Here is a 22,991-nt window from a genome sequence, read left to right on the forward strand (position 1 = left end):
CTTTGCGACCGGCTCAGGGCCGAGGGGCACGAGCCGATGATCGCCGCCCGCACCGGGCTGCTGCTCGACCCGTATTTCTCGGGCTCGAAGCTGAAATGGCTCCTGGACAATATCGACGGCGCCCGCGATCGCGCCCGGCGCGGCGAGCTCGCCTTCGGCACCGTGGACAGCTGGCTGATCTGGAACCTGACCGGGGGCCGCACCCATGCCACCGACGCCACCAATGCCGCCCGCACCCTGCTTTTCAACATCGCCGAGAACCGCTGGGACGAGGATATCTGCGCGCTTTTCGACATCCCAATGCAGCTTCTGCCCGAGGTCAGGGATTGCGCCGCCGATTACGGCGCCACGCGGGCCGACCTGTTCGGGCGCGAGATCCCGATCCTCGGCGTCGCCGGCGACCAGCAGGCGGCGACGGTGGGCCAGGCCTGTTTCGCGCCCGGGATGATGAAAGCGACCTATGGCACCGGCTGCTTCGCGCTGCTGAACACCGGGGAGGAGATGGTGGCCTCGAAGAACCGGCTGCTGACCACCATCGCCTACCGGCTGGGGGGCCGGACGAGCTATGCGCTGGAGGGCTCGATCTTCGTGGCCGGGGCGGTGGTGCAATGGCTGCGCGACGGGCTGGGGATCATCCGTTCGGCGGCCGAGACGCAGGGTCTGGCCGAGGCGGCGGATCCGGGGCAGGAGCTGGTCCTGGTGCCGGCCTTCACCGGGCTGGGGGCGCCCTATTGGCGGCCGGACTGCCGGGGCGCGGTGTTCGGGCTGACGCGGAACTCGGGTCCGGCGGAGCTGGCGCGGGCGGCGCTGGAGAGCGTGGGCTTCCAGACCCGCGACCTGTGGGAGGCGATGCGGGCGGACTGGCCGGGCGCCGCTGCGGGGGTGCTGCGGGTGGATGGCGGCATGGCGGCGAGCGACTGGACGATGCGGTTCCTGGCCGACATCCTGGGCGCGCCGGTGGACCGTCCGCGGGTGACCGAGACGACGGCGCTTGGCGCGGGCTATCTGGCGGGGCTGCAGGCGGGCCTGTGCCCGCCGCCCGAGGATTTCGCCCGCGCCTGGGCCTTGGAGCGCCGCTTCGAGCCCGCCATGGCCGAGGGCGAGCGCGAGGCCCGATACGCAAGGTGGAAAAGCGCCGTGGAAGCGACGATGGGGGCGGCATGAGCGGGGACGGCATGAGCGGGTTTTCCTTTGCCCTGCCGGGCCGGGTGATCTTCGGCCGCGGCCAGGCGCAGAACGCCCCGGCGATGATCCGGGTCCTGCGCCATGGTCCGGCATCGCCTTCCGCCGCGACGTCTCAAAGCAGGGCCGAAGCGGATGGGCGAGCTTCGGCCTGGCGGCTGCGGCGCGCTCCGGTAGGCGGGCAAGGGGCGATGAGGCCCGGTCCTGTCGCGCCTTATCCAGAGATGCCGCGAAGCTGCTGGCCCTGCCGCCTTTCTGGCCGGGCTGGCGCGCTCAGCCCGCCTCGGCCAGTGCGGCGCGGATGGCGCGGGCAAGCCGCCGACAGCCCTCCTCCAGCCGCTCGGGCGGGTTCAGGGTGAAGTTGATCCGCAGCGAGCGGCGGTCAAGCCCCTCGGGATCGAAGACGCTGGAGGGCGAGATGCACACCCCCTCGGCCATCGCATGATGCAGCAGCCGGTCGGTATCCAGCCGCGGATCGCGCGCCGTCGCCCAGACGAACATGCCGCCGACCGGCACCTGCCAGTCCAGGTCCCCCGCCAGGTGCTGCTGCATCGCTGTGCAAAGCGCGTCGCGCCGGGCGCGATAGATCGCCAGCACCTCGGGGCGGATGCGGTCGGTCATGCCCGCCTGCAACGCCCGCAGCGCCAGCATTTGCGACAGCCCGCTGGTGCACATGTCCGAGCCCTGCTTGGCGGTGGCCAGCGCCGCGATCATCTCGGGCGCGGCGATCACCCAGCCGATGCGCAGCCCCGGAGCCAGTTCCTTGGAGAGCGACCCCATATAGACTACCGGGCCGTCATAGGGCCCGGGCCGCTCGGCCCCCGACAGGTCGAGCAGCCGGGGCAGGGGCCCGCCCTCATAGTAAAGCGCGCCATAGGGGTCGTCCTCGATCAGCCAGGTGCCGGTGGCATGGGCAGCGGCGACCAGCGCCTGCCGCTCGGGCAGGGCCACCAGCCGGCCGCTGGGATTCGAGAAATTCGGCACCGTATAGGCGAATTGCGCCCCCGCCAGCGCGGCATGGGGGTCGAAACCATTGCTCTCGATCCGCATGGCCCGGTAACGCGGCGCATGCGGCATCCAGGCGTCGAGGGCCCCCAGATAGGCCGGGCTTTGCGCCGCGACCAGCCCGCCCGGCTGCAACAGCACCTTGCCCGTCAGTTCCAGCGCCTGCATGCCGCCGGTGGTGATCAGCACGTTCTCGCGCGAAAGCCGCAGCGCCTCGGTCGAGAAGCGGGCGGCGATCAGGTCGCGCAGCGCCGGCAGGCCGGGGATCGGGCCATAGCCCAGCGTCTCGTCGGGGTGGTTGCGGATCGCCTCGGCGGCAAGATCGGCCAGTTCCTCGACCGGCCAGACCGAGGGCTCGGGCAGGCCGCCGGCAAGGTTGACCAGATCGGGCACCTGTCCCGCCGCCAGAAAGACCGAGGTCACATCGTTGCTGCAGGACAGCCAGGGGGCAAAAGCGGGACGCATCGTCGGAACCGTTTCATCGGGGCATGATCCTGCTGTGACCGTTTTTTGCCAGCGGGGCAAGGGTCATGCCTTTGCGCCGCGCTCCGGCTTGTGCCCGGCGCGGATGTATATCAGACAGGGGCGCGACAGCGCGAAGGGGCAGGGAATGCAGGCACTGAAACGGATCGGCATCGACACCTACATGCTGCTGCTGATCGGCATGGTGCTGCTGGGGCTGGTCCTGCCCGCCCGCGGCATCGCGGCCGAGATCCTGCGCGGCGCCACCTTCTGGGCGGTGACGCTGCTGTTCTTTCTCTACGGCGCCAAGCTGGATCCGGCCTCGGTGCGGGCGGGGCTCTTGAACCTGCGGCTTCAGGGCCTGACCTTCGCCGCCACCTATGCGCTGTTTCCGGCCCTGGGCATTTTGCTGGCCGCGCTGTTCGGCGGCGTGCTGGGACCACAGCTGGCGCTGGGGCTGCTGTTTCTCGCCGTGCTGCCCTCTACGGTGCAAAGCTCGATCGCCTTCACCTCGATCGCGGGCGGCAACGTGCCGGCGGCGATCTGCGCGGCCTCGCTGTCGAACATGGTGGGCGTGGTGCTGACGCCGCTGCTGGTCACGCATCTTCTGCATCAGGAGGGGGGCGGCGCCAGCCTCGACGCCATCGAGAAGATCGCCGTGCAGATCCTGCTGCCCTTCGTCGCCGGGCAATTGCTGCGGCGCTGGATCGGCGGCTTCGTCCAGCGCCACCGGCTGCTGACCATGGTGGTGGATCGGGGCTCGATCCTGCTGATCGTCTATTCCGCCTTCGGCGCCGGCACCGTCGCCGGCATCTGGTCGGCGATCCCGGTGCCGGGGCTGGTGCTGTGCTTCCTGGTCACCGCGCTGCTGCTGGCCTTGGTCATGGGGGGCATGGTCGGTGCCGGGCGGCTGTTCCGCCTGCCGCCCCAGGACCAGGCGGTGCTGTTCTTCTGCGGCTCGACCAAAAGCCTCGCCAGCGGGCTGCCCATCGCCACGGCGATCTTTCCGGCCGCGGCGGTGGGTGCGATCGTGCTGCCGGTGATGATCTATCACATGACGCAGCTGCTGGTCTGCTCGGCCATCGCGCAGCGGCTGGCGCGGAACCCACGACCCTAGAAATTCCAGTCCTCGTCCTCGGTCGCCACCGCCTTGCCGATGACATAGCTCGACCCCGAGCCGCTGAAGAAATCGTGGTTCTCGCTGTCCGGCGACAGGGCGGCCATGATCGCCGGGTTGACCTCGCAGGCCTGCGGCGGGAACAGCGCCTCGTAGCCCAGGTTCTGCAAGGCCTTGTTGGCGTTGTAATGCAGGAAGGCCTTGACGTCCTCGGTCAGCCCGATGCCGTCGTAAAGCTCGGCGGTATATTTCGCCTCGATGTCGTAGAGATCGAAGATCAGCGCGAAGGCGAAATCCTTCAGCGCCGCGCGCTCGGCCTCGCCCAGCCGCTCCAGACCGCGCTGGTATTTATAGCCGATGTAATAGCCATGCACCGCCTCGTCGCGGATGATCAGCCGGATCAGGTCGGCGGTATTGGTCAGCTTGGCGCGGCTCGACCAGTACATCGGCAGGTAGAAGCCGGAATAGAACAGGAAGCTTTCCAGGAACACGCTGGCGATCTTGCGCTTCAGCGGGTCCGAGCCGGCCTTGTATTCCTCCAGCACCAGCCGCGCCTTCTGCTGCAGATGCGGGTTCTCCTCGGCCCAGCGGAAGGCCGCGTCCACCTCGGGCGTCAGGCACAGCGTCGAGAAGATCGAGGAATAGCTGCGCGCATGCACCGCCTCCATGAAGGCGATGTTCGACAAGACCGCCTCTTCATGCGGGGTCAGCGCATCGGGCATCATCGCAGGCGCGCCCACGGTGTTCTGGATGGTGTCCAGAAGCGTCAGCCCGGTAAACACCCGGATGGTCAGTTCGCGCTCCTCTGGCCGCAGCGTGGCCCAGCTCTGTACGTCGTTGGACAGCGGCACCTTCTCGGGCAGCCAGAAATTCACGGTCAGCCGGTTCCAGACCTCCAGGTCCTTCTCGTCCTCCAGCCGGTTCCAGTTGATCGCTCGCAAGGGCGTGCGCAGGGCATGATCCTTCATCCGAAGAACCTTTCTTTCTTGTCTAAATATCCCACGGGGGTCCGGGGGTGTGAAACCCCCGGCTCAAAGCGTGCAGGAGACGCAGCCCTGCACCTCGGTGCCTTCCAGCGCGGTCTGGCGCAGCCGGATGTAATAGATGGTCTTGATGCCCTTCTTCCAGGCGTAGATCTGGGCGCGGTTGATGTCGCGCGTGGTGGCCTCGGCCGGGAAGAACAGCGTCAGAGACAGGCCCTGGTCGACATGTTCGGTCGCCGCCGCATAGGTATCGATGATCGCCTCGGGACCGATCTCGTAGGCGTCGCGGTAATAGTCCAGGTTCTCGTTGGTCATGAAGGCCGCGGGATAGTAGACGCGGCCGATCTTGCCTTCCTTGCGGATCTCGATCCTGGCGACGATGGGGTGGATCGAGCTGGTCGAGTTGTTGATGTAGCTGATCGAGCCGGTGGGCGGCACCGCCTGCAGGTTGCGGTTGTAAAGCCCGTGCCGCATCACCGATTCCCGCAGCATGGCCCAATCCTCGCGCGTGGGCAGGGCGATGCCCTCGAAGACCCGGGCGACCTCGGGCAGCGAGGGCAGCCAGTCGCGCGTGACGTATTTGTCGAAGAACGAGCCGTCGGCATATTTCGACTTCTCGAAATCCTTGAACGTCCGGCCCTTTTCCTGGGCAAGCAGGTTCGAGGCGCGGATGGCGTGATAGGCGACGGCGGCGAAATAGACCGAGGTGAACTCGATCCCTTCGGGGCTGCCGTAATGGATGCGCTCGCGCGCCAGGAAGCCGTGCAGGTTCATCTGGCCCAGGCCCACGGCATGGGCCTCGTCATTGCCGCGCCGGATCGAGGGCACGGCGTCGATGGCCGACATCTCCGACACCGCGGTCAGCGCCCGGATCGCCGCCTCGACGGTCGCGCCGAAATCCGGCCCGTCCATGGTCGCGGCGATGTTCAGCGATCCGAGATTGCATGAGATATCAGTGCCCAAATGGGAATAGCTCAGATCTTCGTTGAACGTGCTCGCCTCGTTCACCTGCAGGATCTCGCTGCACAGGTTCGACATGCTGATGCGGCCGGCGACCGGGTTGGCACGGTTCACCGTATCCTCGAACATGATATAGGGATAACCGCTCTCGAACTGGATCTCGGCCAGGGTCTGGAAGAAGGCGCGGGCATTGATCTTCTTCTTCCTGATGCGCTTGTCGTCGACCATCTCGGCATATTTCTCGGTGACGGAAATCTCCGAGAAGGGCAGGCCGTAGACCCGCTCCACGTCATGGGGCGAGAACAGATACATGTCCTCGTTGCGCTTGGCGAGCTCGAAGGTCACGTCGGGGATCACCACGCCCAGGGACAGCGTCTTGATGCGGATCTTCTCGTCGGCATTCTCGCGCTTGGTGTCCAGGAAGCGCAGGATGTCGGGGTGATGCGCGTTCAGATAGACCGCGCCCGCGCCCTGCCGCGCGCCCAGCTGGTTGGCATAGCTGAAGCTGTCCTCCAGCAGCTTCATCACCGGGATAACGCCCGAGGACTGGTTCTCGATCCCCTTGATCGGTGCGCCGGCCTCTCGCAGGTTGGTCAGCATCAGCGCCACGCCGCCGCCGCGCTTCGAGAGCTGCAAGGCCGAGTTGATCGAGCGGCCGATGCTCTCCATGTTGTCTTCCAGCCGCAGCAGGAAGCACGAGATCAGCTCGCCACGGGACTTCTTGCCGGCATTGAGGAACGTGGGCGTCGCCGGCTGGAAGCGGCCCGAGAGCATCTCCTCCATGAAGCGCATGGCCAGCGCCTCGTCGCCGCGCGCCAGCGTCAGGGCGACCATGACCACCCGGTCCTCGTAGCGTTCCAGGTAACGCTGGCCGTCGCGGGTCTTCAGCGTATAGCTGGTGTAATACTTGAAGGCGCCCAGGAAGGTCGGGAAGCGGAACTTCCGCGCATAGGCAGCATCCCAGATCGCGCGCTGGAAATTGCGCGAATACTGGTCCAGCACCTCGGGCTCGTAATAGCCTTCGTCGACGAGATAGCGCAGCTTCTCGTCGAGATTGTGGAAGAACACGGTGTTCTGGTTGACATGCTGCAGGAAATATTGCCGCGCGGCCTTGCGATCCGCCTCGAAGCGGATGCGGCCCTCGCCGTCGTAAAGGTTCAGCATCGCGTTCAGCGCGTGATGGTCCAGCACGGCCTTTACGCCATTGTCAAGCATTCCGTCCCCCAGAATTTCTCAAGCCCCGCCCGGACGCGGGAAAGATCGTTGTCGTCGCCCGCCAGCTCGAATCGATACAGCACGGGGACGTCGCATTTAGCAGAAATGACCCTCGCCGACAGGGCGAAGGTGGCGCCGAAATTGCGGTTGCCGGCGCCGATCACGCCGCGCAGCAGCGCGCGGCGCCCGGGGTCGTTCAGGAAGCGGATGACCTGTTTCGGCACCGCGCCCCGCCCCGCGCCATCGGCATAGGTCGGGCAGATCAGCACATAGGGCCGGCCGGGCTCGGGCAGGATCTCGCACGGCGAGACCGGGATGCGGAGCGCCGGCAGCCCCAGCCGCGCCATGAAGCGCGCCGTGTTCCCCGAGCCCGAGGAATAATAGACCAGTTCGCCCCGGTGCCCGCCCATGGCCGCGCGTTCAGGACAGCCGGCCGATCATGTCGGGCCGGAAACCCGCCCAATGCGCCTCGCCGGCGACGACGACGGGCGCCTGGCGATAGCCGAGCGAGGTGACCAGTTCCATCGCCGCCTCATCCTCGGTCAGGTCGACCAGCTGATAGGGCAGGCCGCGCGCCTCGAGCGCCCGGGTCGTGGCGGTGCATTGCACGCAGGCGGGCTTGGAATAAACGGTGATGGTCATGCCTCTGCTCCTTCTTTCTGTCGGCAAGCAGGGGCCGCGCCCGATGACCGCGCCATCGGAACCGCTTCAGCCCCGCGCCCGCCGCACGGTTTCGTCCTTTCGCGCCATGGCAGGTCTTCTGACTCGCGGGTCCCGGCTTGGCTGGCCTTCCCGGGGCTGGCCCCAGTGGCATTCCAGCGTCGCTCTCCGCTTACAGCTGCGGGGGCAGTGCCGGCCTTGCACCGGCTTCCCTGTTGATCCCCGAGTCGCCCCGGAGGTAACCATGACCCCTGCAGTTAGCCACGCTCCGCCACGCAGGTCAATCCACATCTAGTGGGAAACTGCCCGCCCATTGGAACATCTGGTGGGCTTTCGAACGCCCGCGGGGCGGGCGCCACTTGCATCCCGGCCGAGAGTTGCGGCACCTTTTCCGACGGGAGAGCATCCGGATTGTTGAATCGCTGCAACAGTCGGGCCTGCCGATCCGGGATTTTACGCAGCGTCGTTTGACAATTTGCGACAATTAACCCTCTTGCATGGATCACGCGCGGCTAGGACAGGGGGCGACTGCTCCCCCTCCCGGCTCGTTTCACCGCAAGCCACTCTGCTGAGCCAGCACGTTCCTGTCGCCTCCATCCTCGCGGATGGCAGCGATTTCTTTTGTGCCGGGAGCAATCCATGAACAAGTCCCATCCGAAACCGCCGGTCACGGGGGGCGCAGCGCAATTGCTGCCGACCCTGGGCCTGCTGCCGGTGCTGGCCATCTCGGCCGGCGTGGCCGGCCCTGCACAGGCGCAGGACACCGTCACTCTGGACACGGTGGTCATCCGCCGCCAGCAGGGCAACGAGGCCGAGACAAGCTACAAGGTCACCGAAAGCACCTCGGACAAGGCCACCGCGCCGCTGCTCGACACCCCGCGCTCGGTCACCGTCGTCACCGCGCGCGAGATCGAGGAGCGCGGCCAGACCTCGGTCGCCGACGTGCTGCGCACCACGCCGGGCGTCACGCTGGGCGCGGGCGAGGGCGGCGTGCCGCAGGGCGTACGCCCCTATATCCGCGGCTTCGAGGCCAGCCAGGACCTGCTGATCGACGGCATGCGCAATGCCTCGCGCACGCAATACGAGGCCTTCAACCTGGAATCGATCGAGATCAACAAGGGGCCGGGCGGCGTCTATTCCGGCGCCGGTTCGACCGGCGGCACCATCAGCCTGAACAGCAAGACCCCGCAGCCGGGCGCCTTTGACCAGGTGGCGCTGTCCTACGGAACCGGCAACTATCTCCGCGGCACGCTGGATTCGAACCGCGAATTCGGCGCCCTCGGCCTGCGCCTGAACCTGATGGGGCAGCGCGCCGACGATCTGGGCGGGCGCGACGGTGTCGAGTCCAGGCGGTTCGGGGTGGCGCCGAGCTTCAGCTATCGGCTGACCGATGACAGCAAGATCACCGCCGGGCTCTATTACTACAAGGACGAGGATACGCCCGATTATGGCGTGCCGATGTCGAATGCCACCACGCCTGCCGAATGGCGGCGCGGCTCGGGCACCCGCATCGACCCGTTCCTGCCGGCCGATGTCGATCCCGATACCTTCTATGGCCTGCATGCGCGCGATTTCCGCGACGTGGAATCCGCCTCGGGCTACCTGAAGTTCGAGCACGCATTCTCGGACAGCCTGCGGCTGACCACGGCGCTGCGCAAGGCGCGCGACACCAATACCTATGTCGTGACCTCGCCGACCTCGGGCAGCGACGGGCTGGTGTCGCGCAGCTCCAAGGCTTCGGACCGGGTGAACGAGACCGTGTCGTTCAACGCCCAGCTTTCGGGCGAAGCGCAGGCCGGGGGCGTCGAGCACAGCTTTGCGGTCGGCGTGGACATCGCCAATTCCCGCGCCACCACCCGCCGGCTGACGGTGGTCAACCCCGATCCTATGCCGACCTCGCCCTACGAGAATCCGGATGCCGGCGCGCCCTGGGGCGGCAGCATCGAGCGCGGCGGCGATACCGGCTACAGCACCACCAAGTCGCGCGGCATCTACGCGCTGGACACCATCACGTTCACCCCGCAATGGGAGGCGACGGTGGGCCTGCGCTGGGACGATTACAGCGTCAACAGCGTCACCCACGCCACCGACGAGAATCCGCGCGAAAGCCATCGCAACGATTCCGACTTCCTGAACGGAATGCTGGGCGTGGTCTACAAGCCGGCGCCGAACGGCTCGGTCTACGCCTCGGTCAGCAGCTCTTCGAACCCGGCCGGCGAGGGCGCGGGCACCGGCGGCAGCAATGCCTCGGACGATCTGGACAGCCTCGATCCCGAGCGCAGCGTGAATTACGAGATCGGCACGAAATGGCTGGTGCTGAACGACCAGCTTCAGCTGAGCGCGGCGCTGTTCAGGACCGAGAAGGACAATGCCCGCGTCACCAACTCGCTGGGCGAGACCGAGAATATCGGCAAGACCACCGCCAAGGGCGTCGAGCTGGGCTTTGCCGGCCAGATAACCGAGCGCTGGGGCATCTGGGGCGGCTATGTCCATCAGGACGTCAAGCTGAAGGACGGCGGCTGGACCACCCCGCGCGGCGGCGGCGATCCCTATCCGAACCCCGGCACCGGCAGGCAGGTGGTGAAGATCCCGCGCAACAGCTTCTCGCTGTGGACGACCTATGACTACAGTCCGGAACTGATGCTGGGCGGCGGCGTGACCTATACGGGCAAGCGCATGGCCAGCTATTCGCAGAACGGCGATGCCGATGCCGGGCTGCCGTCGAGCTGGCGCACCGACCTGATGGCCGCCTACAAGCTGACCGAAGCGACGGCGCTGCAATTCAATGTCAACAACGTCTTCGACCGCCAGATCTATACCGACTCGCATAGCGGGCAATTCGCCAATATCGAGCCGGGGCGGAACTATGTGCTGACGCTGAAGCACGCGTTCTGAGGCATCAACCCGCAGGGGCGGCCTGTCGGTCGCCCTTGCCGCGGCTGGCGCCAAAATAACCGACAGAAACGCTTAACTTCTCGGGACGCCGGTTCTATCCTGCGCCTCGATGCACCGCAGGAGAATCCCATGCTCGTCACCATTCCGGACCTGCTGACGCCCGAAGAAGTCGCCTATATCCGGCAGGTGCTGGAGGGCACCGACTGGGTCGACGGCCGCAGCACCGCTGGCGACCAGGCGGCCAAGGTCAAGAAGAACCTGCAGGTGCCGGTGGACAGCCCGGTGGCGCGCGAGCTCAGCGGCATCGTCCTGCGGGCGCTGGGGCGCAGTCCGGTCTATTCCTCGGCCGCATTGCCCCTGCATGTGCTGCCGCCGATGTTCAACCGCTATGACGAGGGCATGACCTTCGGCGCCCATGTGGACGGCTCGATCCGCATGGTCCCCGGCACCGGCCAGCGCATCCGCACCGATGTCTCGACCACGGTTTTCCTGACCCCGCCCGAGGATTACGACGGCGGCGAACTGGTCGTGCACGACACCTATGGCGAGCATCGCGTCAAGCTGGCGGCGGGCCATGCCGTGATCTATCCCGCCACCTCGCTGCATTCGGTGACGGCGGTGACGCGCGGCTCGCGTTGGGCATCGTTCTTCTGGGCGCAATCGATGGTCAAGGACGACTGGCGGCGGCACATGCTCTATGACCTCGACCAGTCGATCATGCGCATCCGCGCGATGCTGCCCGACGACGATCCGGCGGTGACCGGCCTCACGGCGCATTATCACAACATGATCCGCCACTGGTCCGAGATTTGACGCAGGCCATTCCGCCCGACGTCGTGGCGCTGGAGGATTATCAGCGCCTGGCCGCAGCCATCCTGCCCGCGCCGGTGCGGGCCTATGTCGATGGCGCCGGCGCGGACGGGCTGACCGCCGCCGCCAATCTGGCCGCCTGGCAGGGGCTGAGGCTGCAGTCGCGCCTGCTTTGCGACATGCGGGACGCGCATACTGCCCTGCGGCTTTTCGGCCTGGACCTGCCGCATCCCTTCCTGCTGGCGCCGGTGGCCTTTCACGGCCTCGCCCATGCCGAGGCCGAACATGCGACCGCGCTTGGCGCCGCGGCGGCCGGCAGCCTGATGGTGGTCTCGACCCAATCCGGCCTCTCGCTCGAAGAGATCGCCGCCCGCGCGCAGGGGCCTTTGTGGTTCCAACTCTACATGCAGCCCGAGCCCACAGACACGCTGTCGCTGGTCCGCCGGGCCGAAGCGGCGGGCTATCGCGCGCTGGTCGTGACCGTGGACGCGCCGGTGAACGGCCTCCGCAACATGGAGACCCGTGCCGGATTCGCCCTGCCCGAGGGACTGCGCGCCGTCAACCTGGACGGCTTGCGCCCGCCGCATATCCGCAGCGAGCCGGGGCGGGCTGCGACCTTCCTTGGCCTGCTGGACCAGGCGCCACGTTGGGAGGATATCGGCTGGCTGAAGTCGCAGTCCCGGCTGCCGCTGCTGCTGAAGGGCGTCATGTCAGCGCATGACGCCGGTCGCGCGGTCGAGGTCGGGGTGGATGGCGTGATCGTCTCGAACCATGGCGGCCGGGCGCTCGACACGCTGCCCGCAACGGCCGAGGCGCTGCCCGTCGTGGTTCGGGAGGTGGCGGGCCGCATCCCGGTGCTCTGCGATGGCGGCATCCGGCGCGGCACCGATGCGCTGAAAGCCCTGGCATTCGGGGCTGCGGCAGTGCTGGTCGGAAGGCCGCAGATCCACGCCCTGGCGGTAGGGGGCGCGGCCGGGGTGGCGCATATGCTGACCATTCTTCGTGCGGAACTCGAGGTCGCCATGGCGCTGACCGGGCGCCGCCGCCTGGCCGAGATCGATGCATCCGTGCTCTGGCCCGCAGATGCCGGTCACTGATGCGCGGCGTTTGCGGTGATTCTGCCAGGCTGCCGATTGTTGGGCGGGCGAACTGCGTCGCCCCCGCCCTCTCGCGCGCGTGGTTAAGCCATAGTTGCGCGGCGGGCATCCCAGCTGCCTTTGAACCCACGCAAAAACTACAAAAAGCCATCGAAGACAGCGATCATCCCCCAATGATCGAAGCCATCTATGCGAACAATCAGCTATGGACGGCGTTGGCTGCAGATCTGGCACATCCAGAGAATGGCTTGCCCGCGGAGACAAAGGCCGGCCTTCTTTCATTGGCGATCTTTTCTCTCAAGCAAGGGCGTCGTGTCGTGGAAGAAAGACTGTCTGCCATATCCTTGGTGGAAATCAACTTAAGAGTTATGAAAGGCCTAAGGGGGGAGATCAAGTAATGGGTGGACTCATTCTCAAGCTGGCGCCAAAGGAGCGCATCCTTATCAATGGAGCCGTCATTGAAAATGGTGATCGTCGTGCAAAGATCTCGATCTGTACGCCCGATGCGAATATCCTGCGGCTAAAGGATGCTATTCATCCCGAGGCCGTAAATTCCCCTATATCCCGGCTTTGCTATATTTGTCAGCTCGTTTTGTCCGGCGATGCGGAAAAAATTGCAGCCACCCGGCAAGTTGTCCTGGGCATCGAACAGGTATCACGGATATTTTTGGATCCAGATAGTCGTAACATTTTGTCGCATGCCACAAGCGCAATTACCGAGAACGATTTTTATCGTACGCTCAAGCATTTAAGACTTCTTCTTCCTCGGGAAATGAGATTGGTATCCTTGGGCGAAACATGACATACAGTGTTCACATTGGATCCGGGGGCTATCTTGGCTGGAAGATTCTTGCGCGCACTATGACCACGCAACGTAATGCTTTTGTCCAAAGCTCTGCCATGGAGACCGCGCGAGACTACTTTTCTCGGAAAATGCCCGAGGTCATAACAGCCGAATCATTTGTTAATGATCGAAAGCTTTTGACCGTAGCATTGCGAGCGTTTGGGCTCGATGCAGACATCAATAGCAAGTATTTCATCAAGAAAGTTCTTGAAGCGGATCCTGATGATAAGACTAGCCTGGTGAACAGACTTGCTGACAAGCGCTATTTAAACTTGAATCGGGCTTTCTCCGCTTATTTTTCTAACGCAGCGGAAGCTTTGGATGTGGATTTGAGTGAAATTTTAGAAAGATATAATTCCAGATCCTTTGAGAAAAACATCGGTGAACAGTACGCAGAAATAGAGTTAGCTCTAAATGCTCAGCGCGAACTCAGAGAGATTGCAAGAACCGATATCAGTGAAAATGCAAAATGGTATCAGATTCTTGCTTCGAAACCCCTTCGGCAGATATTCGAGGGGGCTTATGGGCTGAGGGGTGGGTTTTCTGCTCTTCCTGTCGGCCGGCAACTCTCTGAACTAAAAACAAAAACTGCAAAGCTTACTGGAAGCGACGATGTGTCGCAGTTTTCATCAGGTCAGGCTCTTGAAAGCATTTTGCGACGTTATCTTCTCCGTAGCCAGATGGAGGCGTCTCCAGCAACGTCTGGTTACTCTGTCGCCTTGGCTCTGCTGACTTCCAGCCCCCCATGACGAATCAGCTTGTTTGCCGTTACCTTGAATGCTGGGAATTTCTCGTTTGCTTTCTTAAGGAATGGTCGCGCAACCATTGATGGCAACCCAAGCGCCTAACAAGCCTCTGAAGAACTCCGGCCTCTGACACGCCTTTTTGCGCGCTTTGGCGTTCCCTGTTTAGGATCAAGACTCGTTCTTGGACCACAACCAGAGGGTGATGGCCGTCTGCTCTGATCGTGCAAATAGTCGTAAGGCAGCAACCGTCCGAGCTAACCGCTCTGCCTTGGGATGAGAGTGCGGGATATCCGTCACGCGCCGCTGCTGCTGATCCCGGTCTCGCTGGAACGTGGCACGGCCGGGGAACGGTTCCGCCTGCGGGCACGACCAGAGGATTTCGCGACAAACCTGTCGCTCGAGAATGTCCTGGATCGGATTCATGGGATTCGGCTGAGAGGCTCCGGCAGTAAGTTGGCATCGTTGGAGGTCAGCACCCAGCCGATCCAGCCCATATCGAAGGGGAGTTCATGATAGGGACAGGTCCAGCGTCGGGCCGTCGAGGGCTCGAGCAGCGGCAGCAAGGCGGAGGGGAGGTCGAAGACGCTGCCTTTCATGGAAATGGGCCTGCCGGCCTTTTCGATTTCATCGATTACCGCGATGGGGTTGCCCACCTTGTGCCGGAGCATGTCTGACAGCACTCGGCCCGGCGCTGAGTTGCCCCAGTCGCGCTGCGCCCCCACGATGCCGAAGCTGGCGCTCTCGTTCGTGGCGTCGATCTCGATGATCGACGTGCCGAGCAGGTTCGCCAGATGGCGTGCCCAAGCCGATTTGCCGATGCCCGGAGGGCCGTCCAGGAGCAGCGGCTCCAGTCTGACACCGGGAAGGCCATCGCGGACCGAGCGGCGCAACGACCACCAGACGGACTCGGAAGCAGGGGTGAGCCAGGGGAGTTCACCGTGCAACCGGACCGCGATCTCGTCGGCATGGGCTTCCGAAACGATGCCGACGAGCCGGACACCGTCGTGCAGCTTTTTCAGCCGGGCACGGTCTTCGATCTTCAGGCGGTCGAACCCGCTGATCGCGTTCCGCGGCTCCATGATACGCTTGATCCGTCGACGGATCCGGTGCCGGTCAGCGATACGGATCATGGGGGCTCTTCGGTTTCCGGCTCAGTGCGCTCCCAGGCTTTATCGGCGAAAGGGTCCACGCCGCACAGTTTACCCAAATGCCGGAGGAACCGATCCTCGAGCGACGCGAGCGTTTCTTCGGGGTTGAAAGTCCGGACGAGAAGGAACGGGATGCGCGACATGCGGGATTCCTTTCGGCAAAGTGCGACCGGCGGCCGGCAAACACTTGGCCAGGCAGTAAGTCAGGATTAGATGGCTGCAGGGCAGGGGTCGCACGGACGAATGCCGGCGGGTTTTCACTCAGCGCATGTGAGCGGGAATATGATCGGGGCAGGGCGGTGATTGCGCCAGGACCATGAGAGGGCGTTGTCGGCCCTGACGCCTGCCAGCAAAGCCTTGATGAAACTCATGTTGCGGCATCGCAATCTCCCTTCGAGACACGGCTCCGCCGTTCGGAAAAGCGGCACTTTCCGGCGGGATTGGGAGGGTTCGGAAACTCCGAAGATCCGGCAGCCGTCAGGCCGCGCCACCGCTCCGGAACGGATTAACACGACCTTGCCGGGCCTTGCCTCGGTGGTCAACGGGCCGGGTCTGGGCTTGGGCGGCAAATCACGGCCACAAGCGGTGATTGAGCGTTTCCAACCAATGCATTGAAATTACTTGATTAGGTAAAGATCAGTCGAAGCGGTGGACAATAATTGGTTGTAGCAAGGACAAAAAAGGGGCCCGAACGGTCATTATTTCGGTTGTTCGACATCTACCTGAGTTCCACACTTAAAATCTCGATAATCCGAATTATGTCATCCACTATCATGCCAGGTCGGCTTGGCCTTCACTTCGGTCGATGCGGCCTGAGCCTGGCCAAGCCTCGGGCTCATGTTCGGACCACGTTCGACCCGCCACGCAAGCAGCAAGGATTCCGGCTCTGCGCCAGAAGCGACCGGGCAAGCGCGCGCTGGCGCTGGCCCGGAAGACTGTTGCTCAGCCGCGGTGCAGCTGTTCGAGCAATGCCGCCACAGGGTGGCCTGCGAGAAACCATTGCAGCATGGCGGCGTCGTGTAGGTCGGCGCCTCTTTCTTTCCGCGCTTGCGCATCCTAGTCTGCACGGGCGAATCCACCGCCTTCCGCTGCCCTGACAGGCAAAGGCCGCAACCCGAGGAAATCAGATGGCCGTTCGTCCTCCCGTCTGCGATTTTGGCGCCAAGGCGCCGGATTTCACCCTGCCGGACCCCGATGGGCATCTGGTCTCGTTCCGTGACATCGCCGGACCGCGCGGCACGCTGGTCATGTTCATCTGCAACCATTGCCCCTATGTGCAGGCCGTCATCGACCGCATCCAGCGCGACGCGGCCGAATTGCAGCAGCGCGGCATCGGCGTCGTGGCGATCTCGGCCAACGACGTCAGCGAATATCCGCAGGACGCGCCCGAGCACATGAAGGCCGAGGCGCTGAAGCACGGCTTCACCTTTCCTTATCTCTATGACGAAAGCCAGGACATCGCGCGCGCCTATGGCGCCGAATGCACGCCGGATTTCTTCGGCTACAATGCCGAAGGCGAGCTGCAGTATCGCGGCCGGCTGGACGCCTCGGGCCGCAACCCGGCGCCGCCGGATGCGCGGCGCGACCTGTTCGAGGCCATGGCGCAGATCGCCGAAACCGGGCAGGGTCCGCGCGAACAGGTGCCCTCGATGGGCTGTTCGATCAAATGGAAGGCGTGAATGACCATCTGCTTTGCCCCCCGCCCCGTGGTTTTCGACCTTGACGGCACGCTGATCGACAGCGTGCCCGACATCCATGCCTGCGTGAATGCGGTGCTGCGTCTGCATGGCGTCGCGCCCCTGACGCTGGACCAGGTCCGCGGCTTCGTCGGGGGCGGCGTCGATCTGCTCTGGCGCCGGGTGATCGCCACCACCGCGCTGCCGGTCGAGGCGCATCGCGATCTGGTCGCCTCGTTCATGACCCGCTATCACGACGCCACCGGCCTGACCCGGCTTTATCCCAATGTTACCGAGGCCTTGGGGGTTCTGGCGGATCGCGGCTATCCGCTGGGGCTTTGCACCAACAAGCCGCTGGGGCCGACGCGGGCGATCCTGGACCATTTCGGCATCGCCCAGCTGTTCCGCATGGTAATCGGCGGCGATTCCCTGCCGCAGCGCAAGCCCGATCCGGCGCCGCTGCGGGCGACCTTTGCCGGGCTTGGCGCCGATCCCGACAGGCCGCGCGGCGTCTATGTCGGCGACAGCGAATTCGACGAGGAATGCGCCCGCAATACCGGCGTGCCCTTCCTGCTGTTCACCCGCGGCTATCGCAAGACGCCGGTCGAGCAGCTGGCGCATCACGGCACGTTCGACGATTTCATCCGCCTGCCGCTGCTGGTCGAAGAGGCCTCGGCCGTCGGCTAGGATCGCCGGCGTGCCGCGGCGCTTGACAGCGCGGCGAAACGGGACGATCCGTCGCCGCATGCCGCCACTCCGGCCCGACCGAACGCCCCCGACCGAACGCCCAAGGAGCCCCGCATGGACCTGCGTCAACTGACCCCCGACCTCGCCGTCTCGGCCCAGATCCGTCCCGAGGATCTGCCGGCGCTGGCCGAGGCGGGCTTTCGCGTGCTGATCAACAACCGCCCCGATGACGAGGTCGGCCCCGACGAGGATCACGAGGCGATGCGCGCGGCGGCCGAGGCGGCCGGGCTGGACTATCACTTCAACCCCTTCACCCCCGGCCAGATCACGCCGCAGATGATCACGGCCCAGGCCGAGGCCTTGGCCGCGCCGGGTCCCAAGCTGGCCTATTGTCGCTCGGGAAACCGCTCGACCGTGCTCTGGGCTTTGGCGCGCGCCGGGCAGGAGCCGGTCGAGGACCTGATCGAGACCGCCGCGCGGGCCGGATACGACCTGTCGGGCGTCCGGCCGCTGCTCGAATCCCTGGCCCGCCAGGACGTCTGACCGATATCGGGCTGGAACCTTGGCCAGCCCGGCGGGTTACCATGCCGCAGCCCGCGACCGGACGGATCGCCCGCCCGGCAGGCCCAAGGGAGGAATTGCCATGAACTCGATCATCTATCTTGTCGGCCTCGTCGTCGTGGTGCTGTTCATCCTGGGACTTCTGGGCCTGCGCTGACGTCATTTGCGATTGACGCTGGCCTTTCGCGCCCCTCTGCGTTACCGGGGGCGCAAATTCTGATAAAGGCCCCCTATGGACATCCGCAATATCGCGATCATCGCCCATGTCGACCACGGCAAGACCACGCTGGTCGACCAGCTTCTGAAGCAGTCGGGCAGCTTCCGCGAAAACCAGGCCGTGGCCGAGCGGGTGATGGACAGCAACGACATCGAGCGCGAGCGTGGCATCACCATCCTGGCCAAGGCCACCTCGGTCGAGTGGAAGGGCACCCGCATCAACATCGTCGACACCCCCGGCCACGCCGATTTCGGCGGCGAGGTCGAGCGCATCCTGTCGATGGTGGACGGGGTCTGCTTGCTGGTCGATGCGGCGGAAGGTCCCATGCCGCAGACCAAATTCGTGACCTCCAAGGCGCTGGCGCTTGGCCTGAAGCCCATCGTGGTGCTGAACAAGGTCGACAAGCCCGCCGCCGACCCGGACAATGCGCTGAACGAGGTTTTCGACCTGTTCGCGAACCTGGGCGCCAGCGACGAGCAGCTTGATTTCCCGCATCTTTACGCCTCTGGCATCGGCGGCTGGGCCGACGAGACGCTGGACGGGCCGCGCAAGGACATGTCGGCCCTTTTCGACCTGGTGCTGCGCCATGTCGAGGCGCCGAAGCAGATCGCGCGCCAGGACGAGCCCTTCCAGATGCTGGCCACCACGCTGGGCGCCGACCCGTTCATCGGCCGCATCCTGACCGGCCGGGTCGAGGCCGGCCGCGCGAAACCCGGCGACACCATCAAGGCGCTGTCGCGCGACGGCGAGCGCATCGAGCAGTTCCGCATCTCGAAGGTGCTGGCCTTCCGCGGCCTGACCCAGCAGCCCATCGACGAGGCGGTGGCCGGCGACATCGTCACCATCGCCGGCATGTCCAAGGCCACGGTGGCCGACACGCTCTGCGCGCTGGAGGTCGAGACCGCCCTGCCCGCCCAGCCCATCGACCCGCCGACCATCAGCGTCACCTTCGGCATCAACGACAGCCCGCTGGCCGGCCGCGACGGCAACAAGGTGCAGTCGCGGGTGATTCGCGAGCGGCTGATGAAGGAAGCCGAGACCAATGTCGCGATCAAGGTCGAGGACACGCCCGGCGGCGACGCCTTCGTGGTCTCGGGCCGCGGCGAATTGCAGATGGGCGTGCTGATCGAGAACATGCGCCGCGAGGGGTTCGAGCTGTCGATCTCGCGCCCGCGGGTGATCTTCCGCGACATCGACGGCGTGCGCCACGAGCCGATCGAGGAAGCCATCATCGATGTCGACGACGAATATACCGGCGCGGTGATCGACAAGCTGACCGGGGCGCGCAAGGGCGACCTCGTCGAGATGAAGCCCGCCGGCCATGGCAAGACCCGCATTGTCGCGCATGTGCCCTCGCGCGGGTTGATCGGCTATCAGGGCGAGTTCATGACCGACACCCGCGGCAACGGCGTGCTGAACCGCATCTTCCACAGCTGGGCGCCCTACAAGGGCCCGATCCAGGGCCGCCGCCAGGGCGTGCTGATCTCGATGGAGGACGGCGTCTCCGTGGCCTATGCGCTGTGGAACCTGGAAGAACGCGGCAAGATGTTCATCGGCGCGCAGGAACAGGTCTATCAGGGCATGATCATCGGCGAGCATTCGCGCGACAACGACCTGGAAGTGAACCCGCTCAAAGGCAAGAAGCTGACCAACGTCCGCGCTTCGGGCACGGACGAGGCGGTGCGGCTGACGCCCCCGGTGCGCATGTCGCTGGAGGAAGCCATCGCCTATATCGACGACGACGAGCTGGTCGAGGTCACGCCCAAGAGCATCCGCCTGCGCAAGCGCTACCTGGACCCGCACGAGCGCAAGCGCCAATCCCGCGCCGAAGGCTGAATTTATCTCCCTTTCTATTAGATTACAGACTTCCGCATTGTCGGAAGTCTGATAGATTTGAGACGAATGGTTCGGGAGCGGCTGATGGAAAGCCGGGGCAATATTTATCAGACCTTGATTTTCGCCGCCCAGGAGCACCTGGAGGAAACCGGTCACCTTCCCTCCGACCCGGGCGATCTCGCGGCACGCGCCGATGCGAGTCCGGAAGAGATCCGCACCATGTTCAGCTCGACCGAAGAGCTGCATGAAGGGCTGATCTATCACGCGGTCACATTGCTGAACGATGCTCTGCGCCAAGGGGTCATTGAGGCCGATACCGGCGACCCGATCGCGCAGATGCATTCGATCGGCCACAGCTACCTGAACTGGGCCGAGAGCAATCCGACCCTGTTCCGGCTGCTGGTGAACGGGCTGAACGGCGCCATCCGGCCCGACAGCGCGCTGCATCGCTATACCAGCTCGATGCGCGACCTCTATCACCGCAAGTTCAGCGAGGCGCAGCGGCTGGGCATCCTGTCCGAGGAAGCGGATGTCGAAATCCTGACCATGATGCTGCATTGCCTGGTCAAGGGGGGAAACATGATGTTCCTGACCCGCAGCACCGATCCCTGGTTCGACGGCGATCCCCGCTCGACCCGCGAACTCGCCGAAAGGATATTCACCGAGTTCATGGACAACCTGGTCAGGGCCAACGCGCCCGAAAGCCGCGCAACCGCCTGAAGGCGGGCCACGGGCGGGTCAGATCTGCCGCTCGGGCAGATGCAGCACCAGCCCGTCCAGCTCGGGCGTCACCTTGATCTGGCAGGTCAGCCGCGACCGCTCGGGATCGGGCTGCCAGGCGAAATCCAGCATGTCCTCCTCCATCGGTTCCTTGGCCGGCAGCCGGTCGACCCAATCCGGCGCCACATAGGCATGGCAGGTCGAACAGGCGCAGGCGCCGCCGCAATCGGCGTCAATGCCGGGAACGCCGTTGTCGCGTGCGCCCTCCATCACGGTCATGCCGGGTTTGACGTCGATCTCATGGGCGGTGCCGTTGTGCTCGATATAGGTGATCTTGGCCATGGGTGCCTTCCTTGCGCTTCCCTCCGCAGATAGGTCATTGCGCCGGCAGAGAAAAGCCCCGGCATTGCCCTTGGAACGAACCTCTCCGGCTTCTTTCTTGCCCAAATATCCCGGGGGGCGCGCCGCGCCTGCCCCGTCGAGGGGCAGGCGCGGCGCGGGGGGCAGAGCCCCCCGCCAGGCTCACACCTTGCGCAGCGCGATCACCGCATTGAGCCCGCCGAAGGCGAAGGCATTCGACAGCACCGCCTCGACCTTCGCCTCGCGCGCCTCGTTCGGCACCACGTCCAGCGCGCATTCCGGGTCCGGCTCCTCATAGCCGATGGTCGGGGCGATCACGCCGTCGCGCAGCGCCATGATGCAGGCCAGAAGCTCGACCGCGCCGGTACCGCCGATCAGATGGCCATGCATCGACTTGGTCGAGGAGATCATCAGCCGGTCGGCATGATGGCCGAAGGCATGGGCGACGGCGGCACATTCGGTCTTGTCGTTCGCCGCCGTGCCGGTGCCATGGGCGTTGATATAGCCGACCTCCTCGGGACGCATATGCGCATCCAGCATGGCGCCGGTGATGGTGCGCTCGGCGCCGATGGCCGAGGGCATGACGATGTCCTGCGCATCGGCCGACATCGAGAATCCCACCACCTCGGCCAGGATATCGGCGCCGCGCGCCGCCGCATGCTCCCAGTCCTCGAAGACGAAGACGCCCGCCCCCTCACCCTGCACCATGCCGTTGCGGGTGGCCGAAAACGGCCGGCAGGCATCCTTGGACATGACGCGCAGCCCCTCCCAGGCCTTGACGCCGCCAAAGCACAGCATCGCCTCGGACCCGCCGGTCAGCATCACCGTCGCCGCCCCCGAGCGCACCATGTTGAAGGCCAGGCCCATGGCGTGATTGGAGCTGGCGCAGGCGGTGGCCACGGTGAAGCTGGGCCCCAGCAACCCGTATTCCATGCTCAGATGCGAGCAGGCGGCGTTGTTCATCAGCTTCGGCACCACGAAAGGATGGACGCGGTTCTTCCCCTCTTCATAGACGGTGCGGTAATTCTCGTCCCAGGTGTTCATGCCGCCGGCGGCGGTGCCCAGGACCACGCCCGCGCGCAGGCCCAGCTCGCCCTCGAAGACCAGCCCCGACTGCGCCACCGCCTCGCGCGCGGCCAGCAGCGTGAACTGGGTGAACTTGTCATAGAGGACGATCTGCTGGCGGTTGAAATAGGTCTCCGCCTCCCAGTCGCGGACCTGGCCGCCGATGCGGATCGCCAGCCGCTCGACATCGCGGAACTCCAGCGGGCCGATGCCGCAACGGCCCTCGCGCATCGCCTCCAGCGTCGAGGGCACGTCGCGCCCCAGCGCGTTGATCGTGCCCATGCCGGTGATGGCGACGCGGCGCATGCCGTTGCCGTGCCGGCCCATGATGACCCGGCCCAGCACGGTGCGGGCGATCTTGGTCGCGCTCTTGACCTTGCCCTTGACCTTGCCGGGCTTGCGCGGGGATTTCGGCGGCCTCTCGCCCTTGTTCTTCTTGGCGTTCATGCCTTTTCAGCGACCAGCTTTTCCACGGCGCCGATGATGGCGCCGAGGCTCGATATGTCGAACTCGGATTTCTCGGGCTCGTTGGCGTTGAAGGGCACCGAGATGTCGAACGCCTCCTCGATGGCGAAGATGGATTCGACCAGGCCCAGGCTGTCGATGCCGATGTCTTGCGGCGACATCTCGAGCTTCAGCTCGGACGGGTCCAGCATCGCCTGCTCTGCGACAATCTGGATGATGCGGTCGCGGATTTCTGTCATCTCGGCCTCCGTTCTGTCCGGTCGCAGACGCTTGCCTGCGG

25 protein-coding genes and 1 riboswitch are annotated in these 22,991 nt (G+C 65.1%); of the genes, 15 read left to right on the forward strand and 10 right to left on the reverse strand.

The genetic code is table 11. The features are described 5' to 3' along the window. Nucleotides 1-1,164, forward strand: a 1,164-nt coding sequence (locus L632_RS0116580; RefSeq protein ID WP_028717154.1) for a glycerol kinase GlpK, incomplete at its 5' end; no start/stop codon positions are given. A 291-nt stretch (nt 1,165-1,455) separates the two neighbouring features. Here L632_RS0116580 and L632_RS0116585 read toward each other — a convergent pair. Then, complete coding sequence (locus tag L632_RS0116585; protein WP_028717155.1) at nt 1,456-2,652, reverse strand: PLP-dependent aminotransferase family protein; 1,197 nt, start codon at nt 2,650-2,652, stop codon at nt 1,456-1,458. Between the two features lie 145 nt (nt 2,653-2,797). On the opposite strand from L632_RS0116585, the gene L632_RS0116590 reads away from it, so the two are divergent. Beyond that, the gene (locus tag L632_RS0116590) at nt 2,798-3,766 is read left to right on the forward strand and encodes a bile acid:sodium symporter family protein (protein WP_028717156.1); all 969 of its coding nucleotides are present in this window, start codon (nt 2,798-2,800) and stop codon (nt 3,764-3,766) included. On the opposite strand, the gene nrdF is transcribed toward L632_RS0116590, so the two are convergent. The 4 genes from nrdF to nrdH form a co-directional block, all read right to left on the reverse strand. Further along, nucleotides 3,763-4,734, reverse strand: a complete 972-nt coding sequence (gene nrdF / locus L632_RS0116595) for a class 1b ribonucleoside-diphosphate reductase subunit beta (protein ID WP_028714312.1) — start codon at nt 4,732-4,734, stop codon at nt 3,763-3,765. The genes L632_RS0116590 and nrdF overlap by 4 nt on opposite strands. Before the next feature lie 63 nt (nt 4,735-4,797). Further along, the gene (nrdE, locus tag L632_RS0116600; RefSeq protein ID WP_028714311.1) at nt 4,798-6,924 is read right to left on the reverse strand and encodes a class 1b ribonucleoside-diphosphate reductase subunit alpha; all 2,127 of its coding nucleotides are present in this window, start codon (nt 6,922-6,924) and stop codon (nt 4,798-4,800) included. Further along, on the reverse strand, nt 6,906-7,334 hold the full coding sequence (gene nrdI / locus L632_RS0116605) for a class Ib ribonucleoside-diphosphate reductase assembly flavoprotein NrdI (RefSeq protein WP_028714310.1): 429 nt from the start codon (nt 7,332-7,334) through the stop codon (nt 6,906-6,908). The genes nrdE and nrdI overlap by 19 nt, the downstream gene beginning before the upstream one ends. Before the next feature lie 10 nt (nt 7,335-7,344). Next, nucleotides 7,345-7,566, reverse strand: a complete 222-nt coding sequence (nrdH, locus tag L632_RS0116610; protein WP_028714309.1) for a glutaredoxin-like protein NrdH — start codon at nt 7,564-7,566, stop codon at nt 7,345-7,347. A 90-nt stretch (nt 7,567-7,656) separates the two neighbouring features. Next, a riboswitch (cobalamin riboswitch) is annotated at nt 7,657-7,846 on the reverse strand. A 377-nt stretch (nt 7,847-8,223) separates the two neighbouring features. Here nrdH and L632_RS22940 point away from each other — a divergent pair. From L632_RS22940 to L632_RS25195, 7 genes are all read left to right on the forward strand, one after another. Continuing rightward, entirely contained in the window at nt 8,224-10,479 is a 2,256-nt protein-coding gene (locus tag L632_RS22940) for a TonB-dependent siderophore receptor (protein WP_051416345.1), read from the forward strand. A gap of 129 nt (nt 10,480-10,608) precedes the next feature. Next, nucleotides 10,609-11,292 carry a Fe2+-dependent dioxygenase gene (locus tag L632_RS0116620; protein ID WP_028714308.1) on the forward strand — a complete coding sequence of 228 codons (684 nt, stop codon included), beginning with the start codon at nt 10,609-10,611 and terminating at the stop codon, nt 11,290-11,292. Then, nucleotides 11,289-12,386: an alpha-hydroxy acid oxidase gene (locus tag L632_RS0116625; protein ID WP_028717157.1), complete on the forward strand. Its 1,098-nt coding sequence runs from the start codon at nt 11,289-11,291 to the stop codon at nt 12,384-12,386. The genes L632_RS0116620 and L632_RS0116625 overlap by 4 nt, the downstream gene beginning before the upstream one ends. Continuing rightward, on the forward strand, nt 12,386-12,784 hold the full coding sequence (locus tag L632_RS25085) for a flagellar biosynthesis regulator FlaF (RefSeq protein ID WP_084648128.1): 399 nt from the start codon (nt 12,386-12,388) through the stop codon (nt 12,782-12,784). Before L632_RS0116625 ends, L632_RS25085 begins: the two co-directional genes overlap by 1 nt. Further along, entirely contained in the window at nt 12,784-13,188 is a 405-nt protein-coding gene (gene flbT / locus L632_RS23995; RefSeq protein ID WP_084648129.1) for a flagellar biosynthesis repressor FlbT, read from the forward strand. The genes L632_RS25085 and flbT overlap by 1 nt, the downstream gene beginning before the upstream one ends. 59 nt (nt 13,189-13,247) lie before the next feature. Then, nucleotides 13,248-13,979: a DUF1217 domain-containing protein gene (locus tag L632_RS24000; RefSeq protein WP_232220991.1), complete on the forward strand. Its 732-nt coding sequence runs from the start codon at nt 13,248-13,250 to the stop codon at nt 13,977-13,979. 270 nt (nt 13,980-14,249) lie between these two features. Then, complete coding sequence (locus L632_RS25195; protein WP_084637907.1) at nt 14,250-14,489, forward strand: DUF4011 domain-containing protein; 240 nt, start codon at nt 14,250-14,252, stop codon at nt 14,487-14,489. Here the strand turns inward: L632_RS25195 and L632_RS22945 are convergent. After that, entirely contained in the window at nt 14,396-15,106 is a 711-nt protein-coding gene (locus tag L632_RS22945) for an AAA family ATPase (protein ID WP_051416342.1), read from the reverse strand. The two genes, L632_RS25195 and L632_RS22945, sit on opposite strands and share 94 nt — an antisense overlap. Continuing rightward, a complete protein-coding gene (locus L632_RS24425; protein ID WP_156929531.1) occupies nt 15,103-15,267 on the reverse strand; it encodes a hypothetical protein in 165 nt (54 codons plus the stop codon). The genes L632_RS22945 and L632_RS24425 overlap by 4 nt, the downstream gene beginning before the upstream one ends. Before the next feature lie 984 nt (nt 15,268-16,251). On the opposite strand from L632_RS24425, the gene L632_RS0116640 reads away from it, so the two are divergent. The 6 genes from L632_RS0116640 to L632_RS0116665 all read left to right on the forward strand — a co-directional run bounded on the left by L632_RS0116640 (nt 16,252) and on the right by L632_RS0116665 (nt 20,821). Then, on the forward strand, nt 16,252-16,803 hold the full coding sequence (locus L632_RS0116640) for a thioredoxin family protein (RefSeq protein ID WP_028714303.1): 552 nt from the start codon (nt 16,252-16,254) through the stop codon (nt 16,801-16,803). Then, a complete protein-coding gene (gene gph, locus L632_RS0116645; protein ID WP_028714302.1) occupies nt 16,804-17,487 on the forward strand; it encodes a phosphoglycolate phosphatase in 684 nt (227 codons plus the stop codon). A gap of 114 nt (nt 17,488-17,601) precedes the next feature. Then, nucleotides 17,602-18,030 (forward strand): TIGR01244 family sulfur transferase, encoded by a 429-nt coding sequence (locus tag L632_RS0116650; protein ID WP_028714301.1) that lies wholly within the window; start codon nt 17,602-17,604, stop codon nt 18,028-18,030. 19 nt (nt 18,031-18,049) lie between these two features. Beyond that, the gene (locus L632_RS24430) at nt 18,050-18,205 is read left to right on the forward strand and encodes a hypothetical protein (RefSeq protein ID WP_156929530.1); all 156 of its coding nucleotides are present in this window, start codon (nt 18,050-18,052) and stop codon (nt 18,203-18,205) included. Nucleotides 18,206-18,280: 75 nt separating this feature from the next. Continuing rightward, nucleotides 18,281-20,101 carry a translational GTPase TypA gene (gene typA, locus L632_RS0116660; RefSeq protein ID WP_028714300.1) on the forward strand — a complete coding sequence of 607 codons (1,821 nt, stop codon included), beginning with the start codon at nt 18,281-18,283 and terminating at the stop codon, nt 20,099-20,101. A gap of 84 nt (nt 20,102-20,185) precedes the next feature. Continuing rightward, nucleotides 20,186-20,821, forward strand: a complete 636-nt coding sequence (locus L632_RS0116665) for a TetR/AcrR family transcriptional regulator (RefSeq protein ID WP_028714299.1) — start codon at nt 20,186-20,188, stop codon at nt 20,819-20,821. 18 nt (nt 20,822-20,839) lie between these two features. Here the strand turns inward: L632_RS0116665 and L632_RS0116670 are convergent, their stop codons facing one another. The 3 genes from L632_RS0116670 to L632_RS0116680 form a co-directional block, all read right to left on the reverse strand. After that, on the reverse strand, nt 20,840-21,163 hold the full coding sequence (locus L632_RS0116670; RefSeq protein ID WP_028714298.1) for a 2Fe-2S iron-sulfur cluster-binding protein: 324 nt from the start codon (nt 21,161-21,163) through the stop codon (nt 20,840-20,842). 180 nt (nt 21,164-21,343) lie between these two features. Continuing rightward, nucleotides 21,344-22,552 (reverse strand): beta-ketoacyl synthase, encoded by a 1,209-nt coding sequence (locus L632_RS0116675; protein WP_028714297.1) that lies wholly within the window; start codon nt 22,550-22,552, stop codon nt 21,344-21,346. Nucleotides 22,553-22,689: 137 nt separating this feature from the next. Next, nucleotides 22,690-22,950: an acyl carrier protein gene (locus L632_RS0116680; RefSeq protein ID WP_028714296.1), complete on the reverse strand. Its 261-nt coding sequence runs from the start codon at nt 22,948-22,950 to the stop codon at nt 22,690-22,692. Nucleotides 22,951-22,991 lie beyond the last annotated feature (41 nt).

The sequence above is a fragment of the Paracoccus sp. J39 genome, from assembly GCF_000518925.1.
Taxonomy (GTDB): domain Bacteria; phylum Pseudomonadota; class Alphaproteobacteria; order Rhodobacterales; family Rhodobacteraceae; genus Paracoccus.

Bases quoted from the DNA above. Each gene is read 5' to 3' on its own strand.
- L632_RS0116585 (WP_028717155.1), bottom strand. From the start codon at position 2,652: ATGCGTCCCGCTTTTGCCCCCTGGCTGTCCTGCAGCAACGATGTGACC.
- L632_RS0116590 (WP_028717156.1), top strand. From the start codon at position 2,798: ATGCAGGCACTGAAACGGATCGGCATCGACACCTACATGCTGCTGCTG.
- nrdF (WP_028714312.1), bottom strand. From the start codon at position 4,734: ATGAAGGATCATGCCCTGCGCACGCCCTTGCGAGCGATCAACTGGAAC.
- nrdE (WP_028714311.1), bottom strand. From the start codon at position 6,924: ATGCTTGACAATGGCGTAAAGGCCGTGCTGGACCATCACGCGCTGAAC.
- nrdI (WP_028714310.1), bottom strand. From the start codon at position 7,334: ATGGGCGGGCACCGGGGCGAACTGGTCTATTATTCCTCGGGCTCGGGG.
- nrdH (WP_028714309.1), bottom strand. From the start codon at position 7,566: ATGACCATCACCGTTTATTCCAAGCCCGCCTGCGTGCAATGCACCGCC.
- L632_RS22940 (WP_051416345.1), top strand. From the start codon at position 8,224: ATGAACAAGTCCCATCCGAAACCGCCGGTCACGGGGGGCGCAGCGCAA.
- L632_RS0116620 (WP_028714308.1), top strand. From the start codon at position 10,609: ATGCTCGTCACCATTCCGGACCTGCTGACGCCCGAAGAAGTCGCCTAT.
- L632_RS25085 (WP_084648128.1), top strand. From the start codon at position 12,386: ATGCGCGGCGTTTGCGGTGATTCTGCCAGGCTGCCGATTGTTGGGCGG.
- flbT (WP_084648129.1), top strand. From the start codon at position 12,784: ATGGGTGGACTCATTCTCAAGCTGGCGCCAAAGGAGCGCATCCTTATC.
- L632_RS24000 (WP_232220991.1), top strand. From the start codon at position 13,248: ATGACCACGCAACGTAATGCTTTTGTCCAAAGCTCTGCCATGGAGACC.
- L632_RS25195 (WP_084637907.1), top strand. From the start codon at position 14,250: ATGAGAGTGCGGGATATCCGTCACGCGCCGCTGCTGCTGATCCCGGTC.
- L632_RS22945 (WP_051416342.1), bottom strand. From the start codon at position 15,106: ATGATCCGTATCGCTGACCGGCACCGGATCCGTCGACGGATCAAGCGT.
- L632_RS24425 (WP_156929531.1), bottom strand. From the start codon at position 15,267: ATGTCGCGCATCCCGTTCCTTCTCGTCCGGACTTTCAACCCCGAAGAA.
- L632_RS0116640 (WP_028714303.1), top strand. From the start codon at position 16,252: ATGGCCGTTCGTCCTCCCGTCTGCGATTTTGGCGCCAAGGCGCCGGAT.
- gph (WP_028714302.1), top strand. From the start codon at position 16,804: ATGACCATCTGCTTTGCCCCCCGCCCCGTGGTTTTCGACCTTGACGGC.
- L632_RS0116650 (WP_028714301.1), top strand. From the start codon at position 17,602: ATGGACCTGCGTCAACTGACCCCCGACCTCGCCGTCTCGGCCCAGATC.
- typA (WP_028714300.1), top strand. From the start codon at position 18,281: ATGGACATCCGCAATATCGCGATCATCGCCCATGTCGACCACGGCAAG.
- L632_RS0116665 (WP_028714299.1), top strand. From the start codon at position 20,186: ATGGAAAGCCGGGGCAATATTTATCAGACCTTGATTTTCGCCGCCCAG.
- L632_RS0116670 (WP_028714298.1), bottom strand. From the start codon at position 21,163: ATGGCCAAGATCACCTATATCGAGCACAACGGCACCGCCCATGAGATC.
- L632_RS0116675 (WP_028714297.1), bottom strand. From the start codon at position 22,552: ATGCGCCGCGTCGCCATCACCGGCATGGGCACGATCAACGCGCTGGGG.
- L632_RS0116680 (WP_028714296.1), bottom strand. From the start codon at position 22,950: ATGACAGAAATCCGCGACCGCATCATCCAGATTGTCGCAGAGCAGGCG.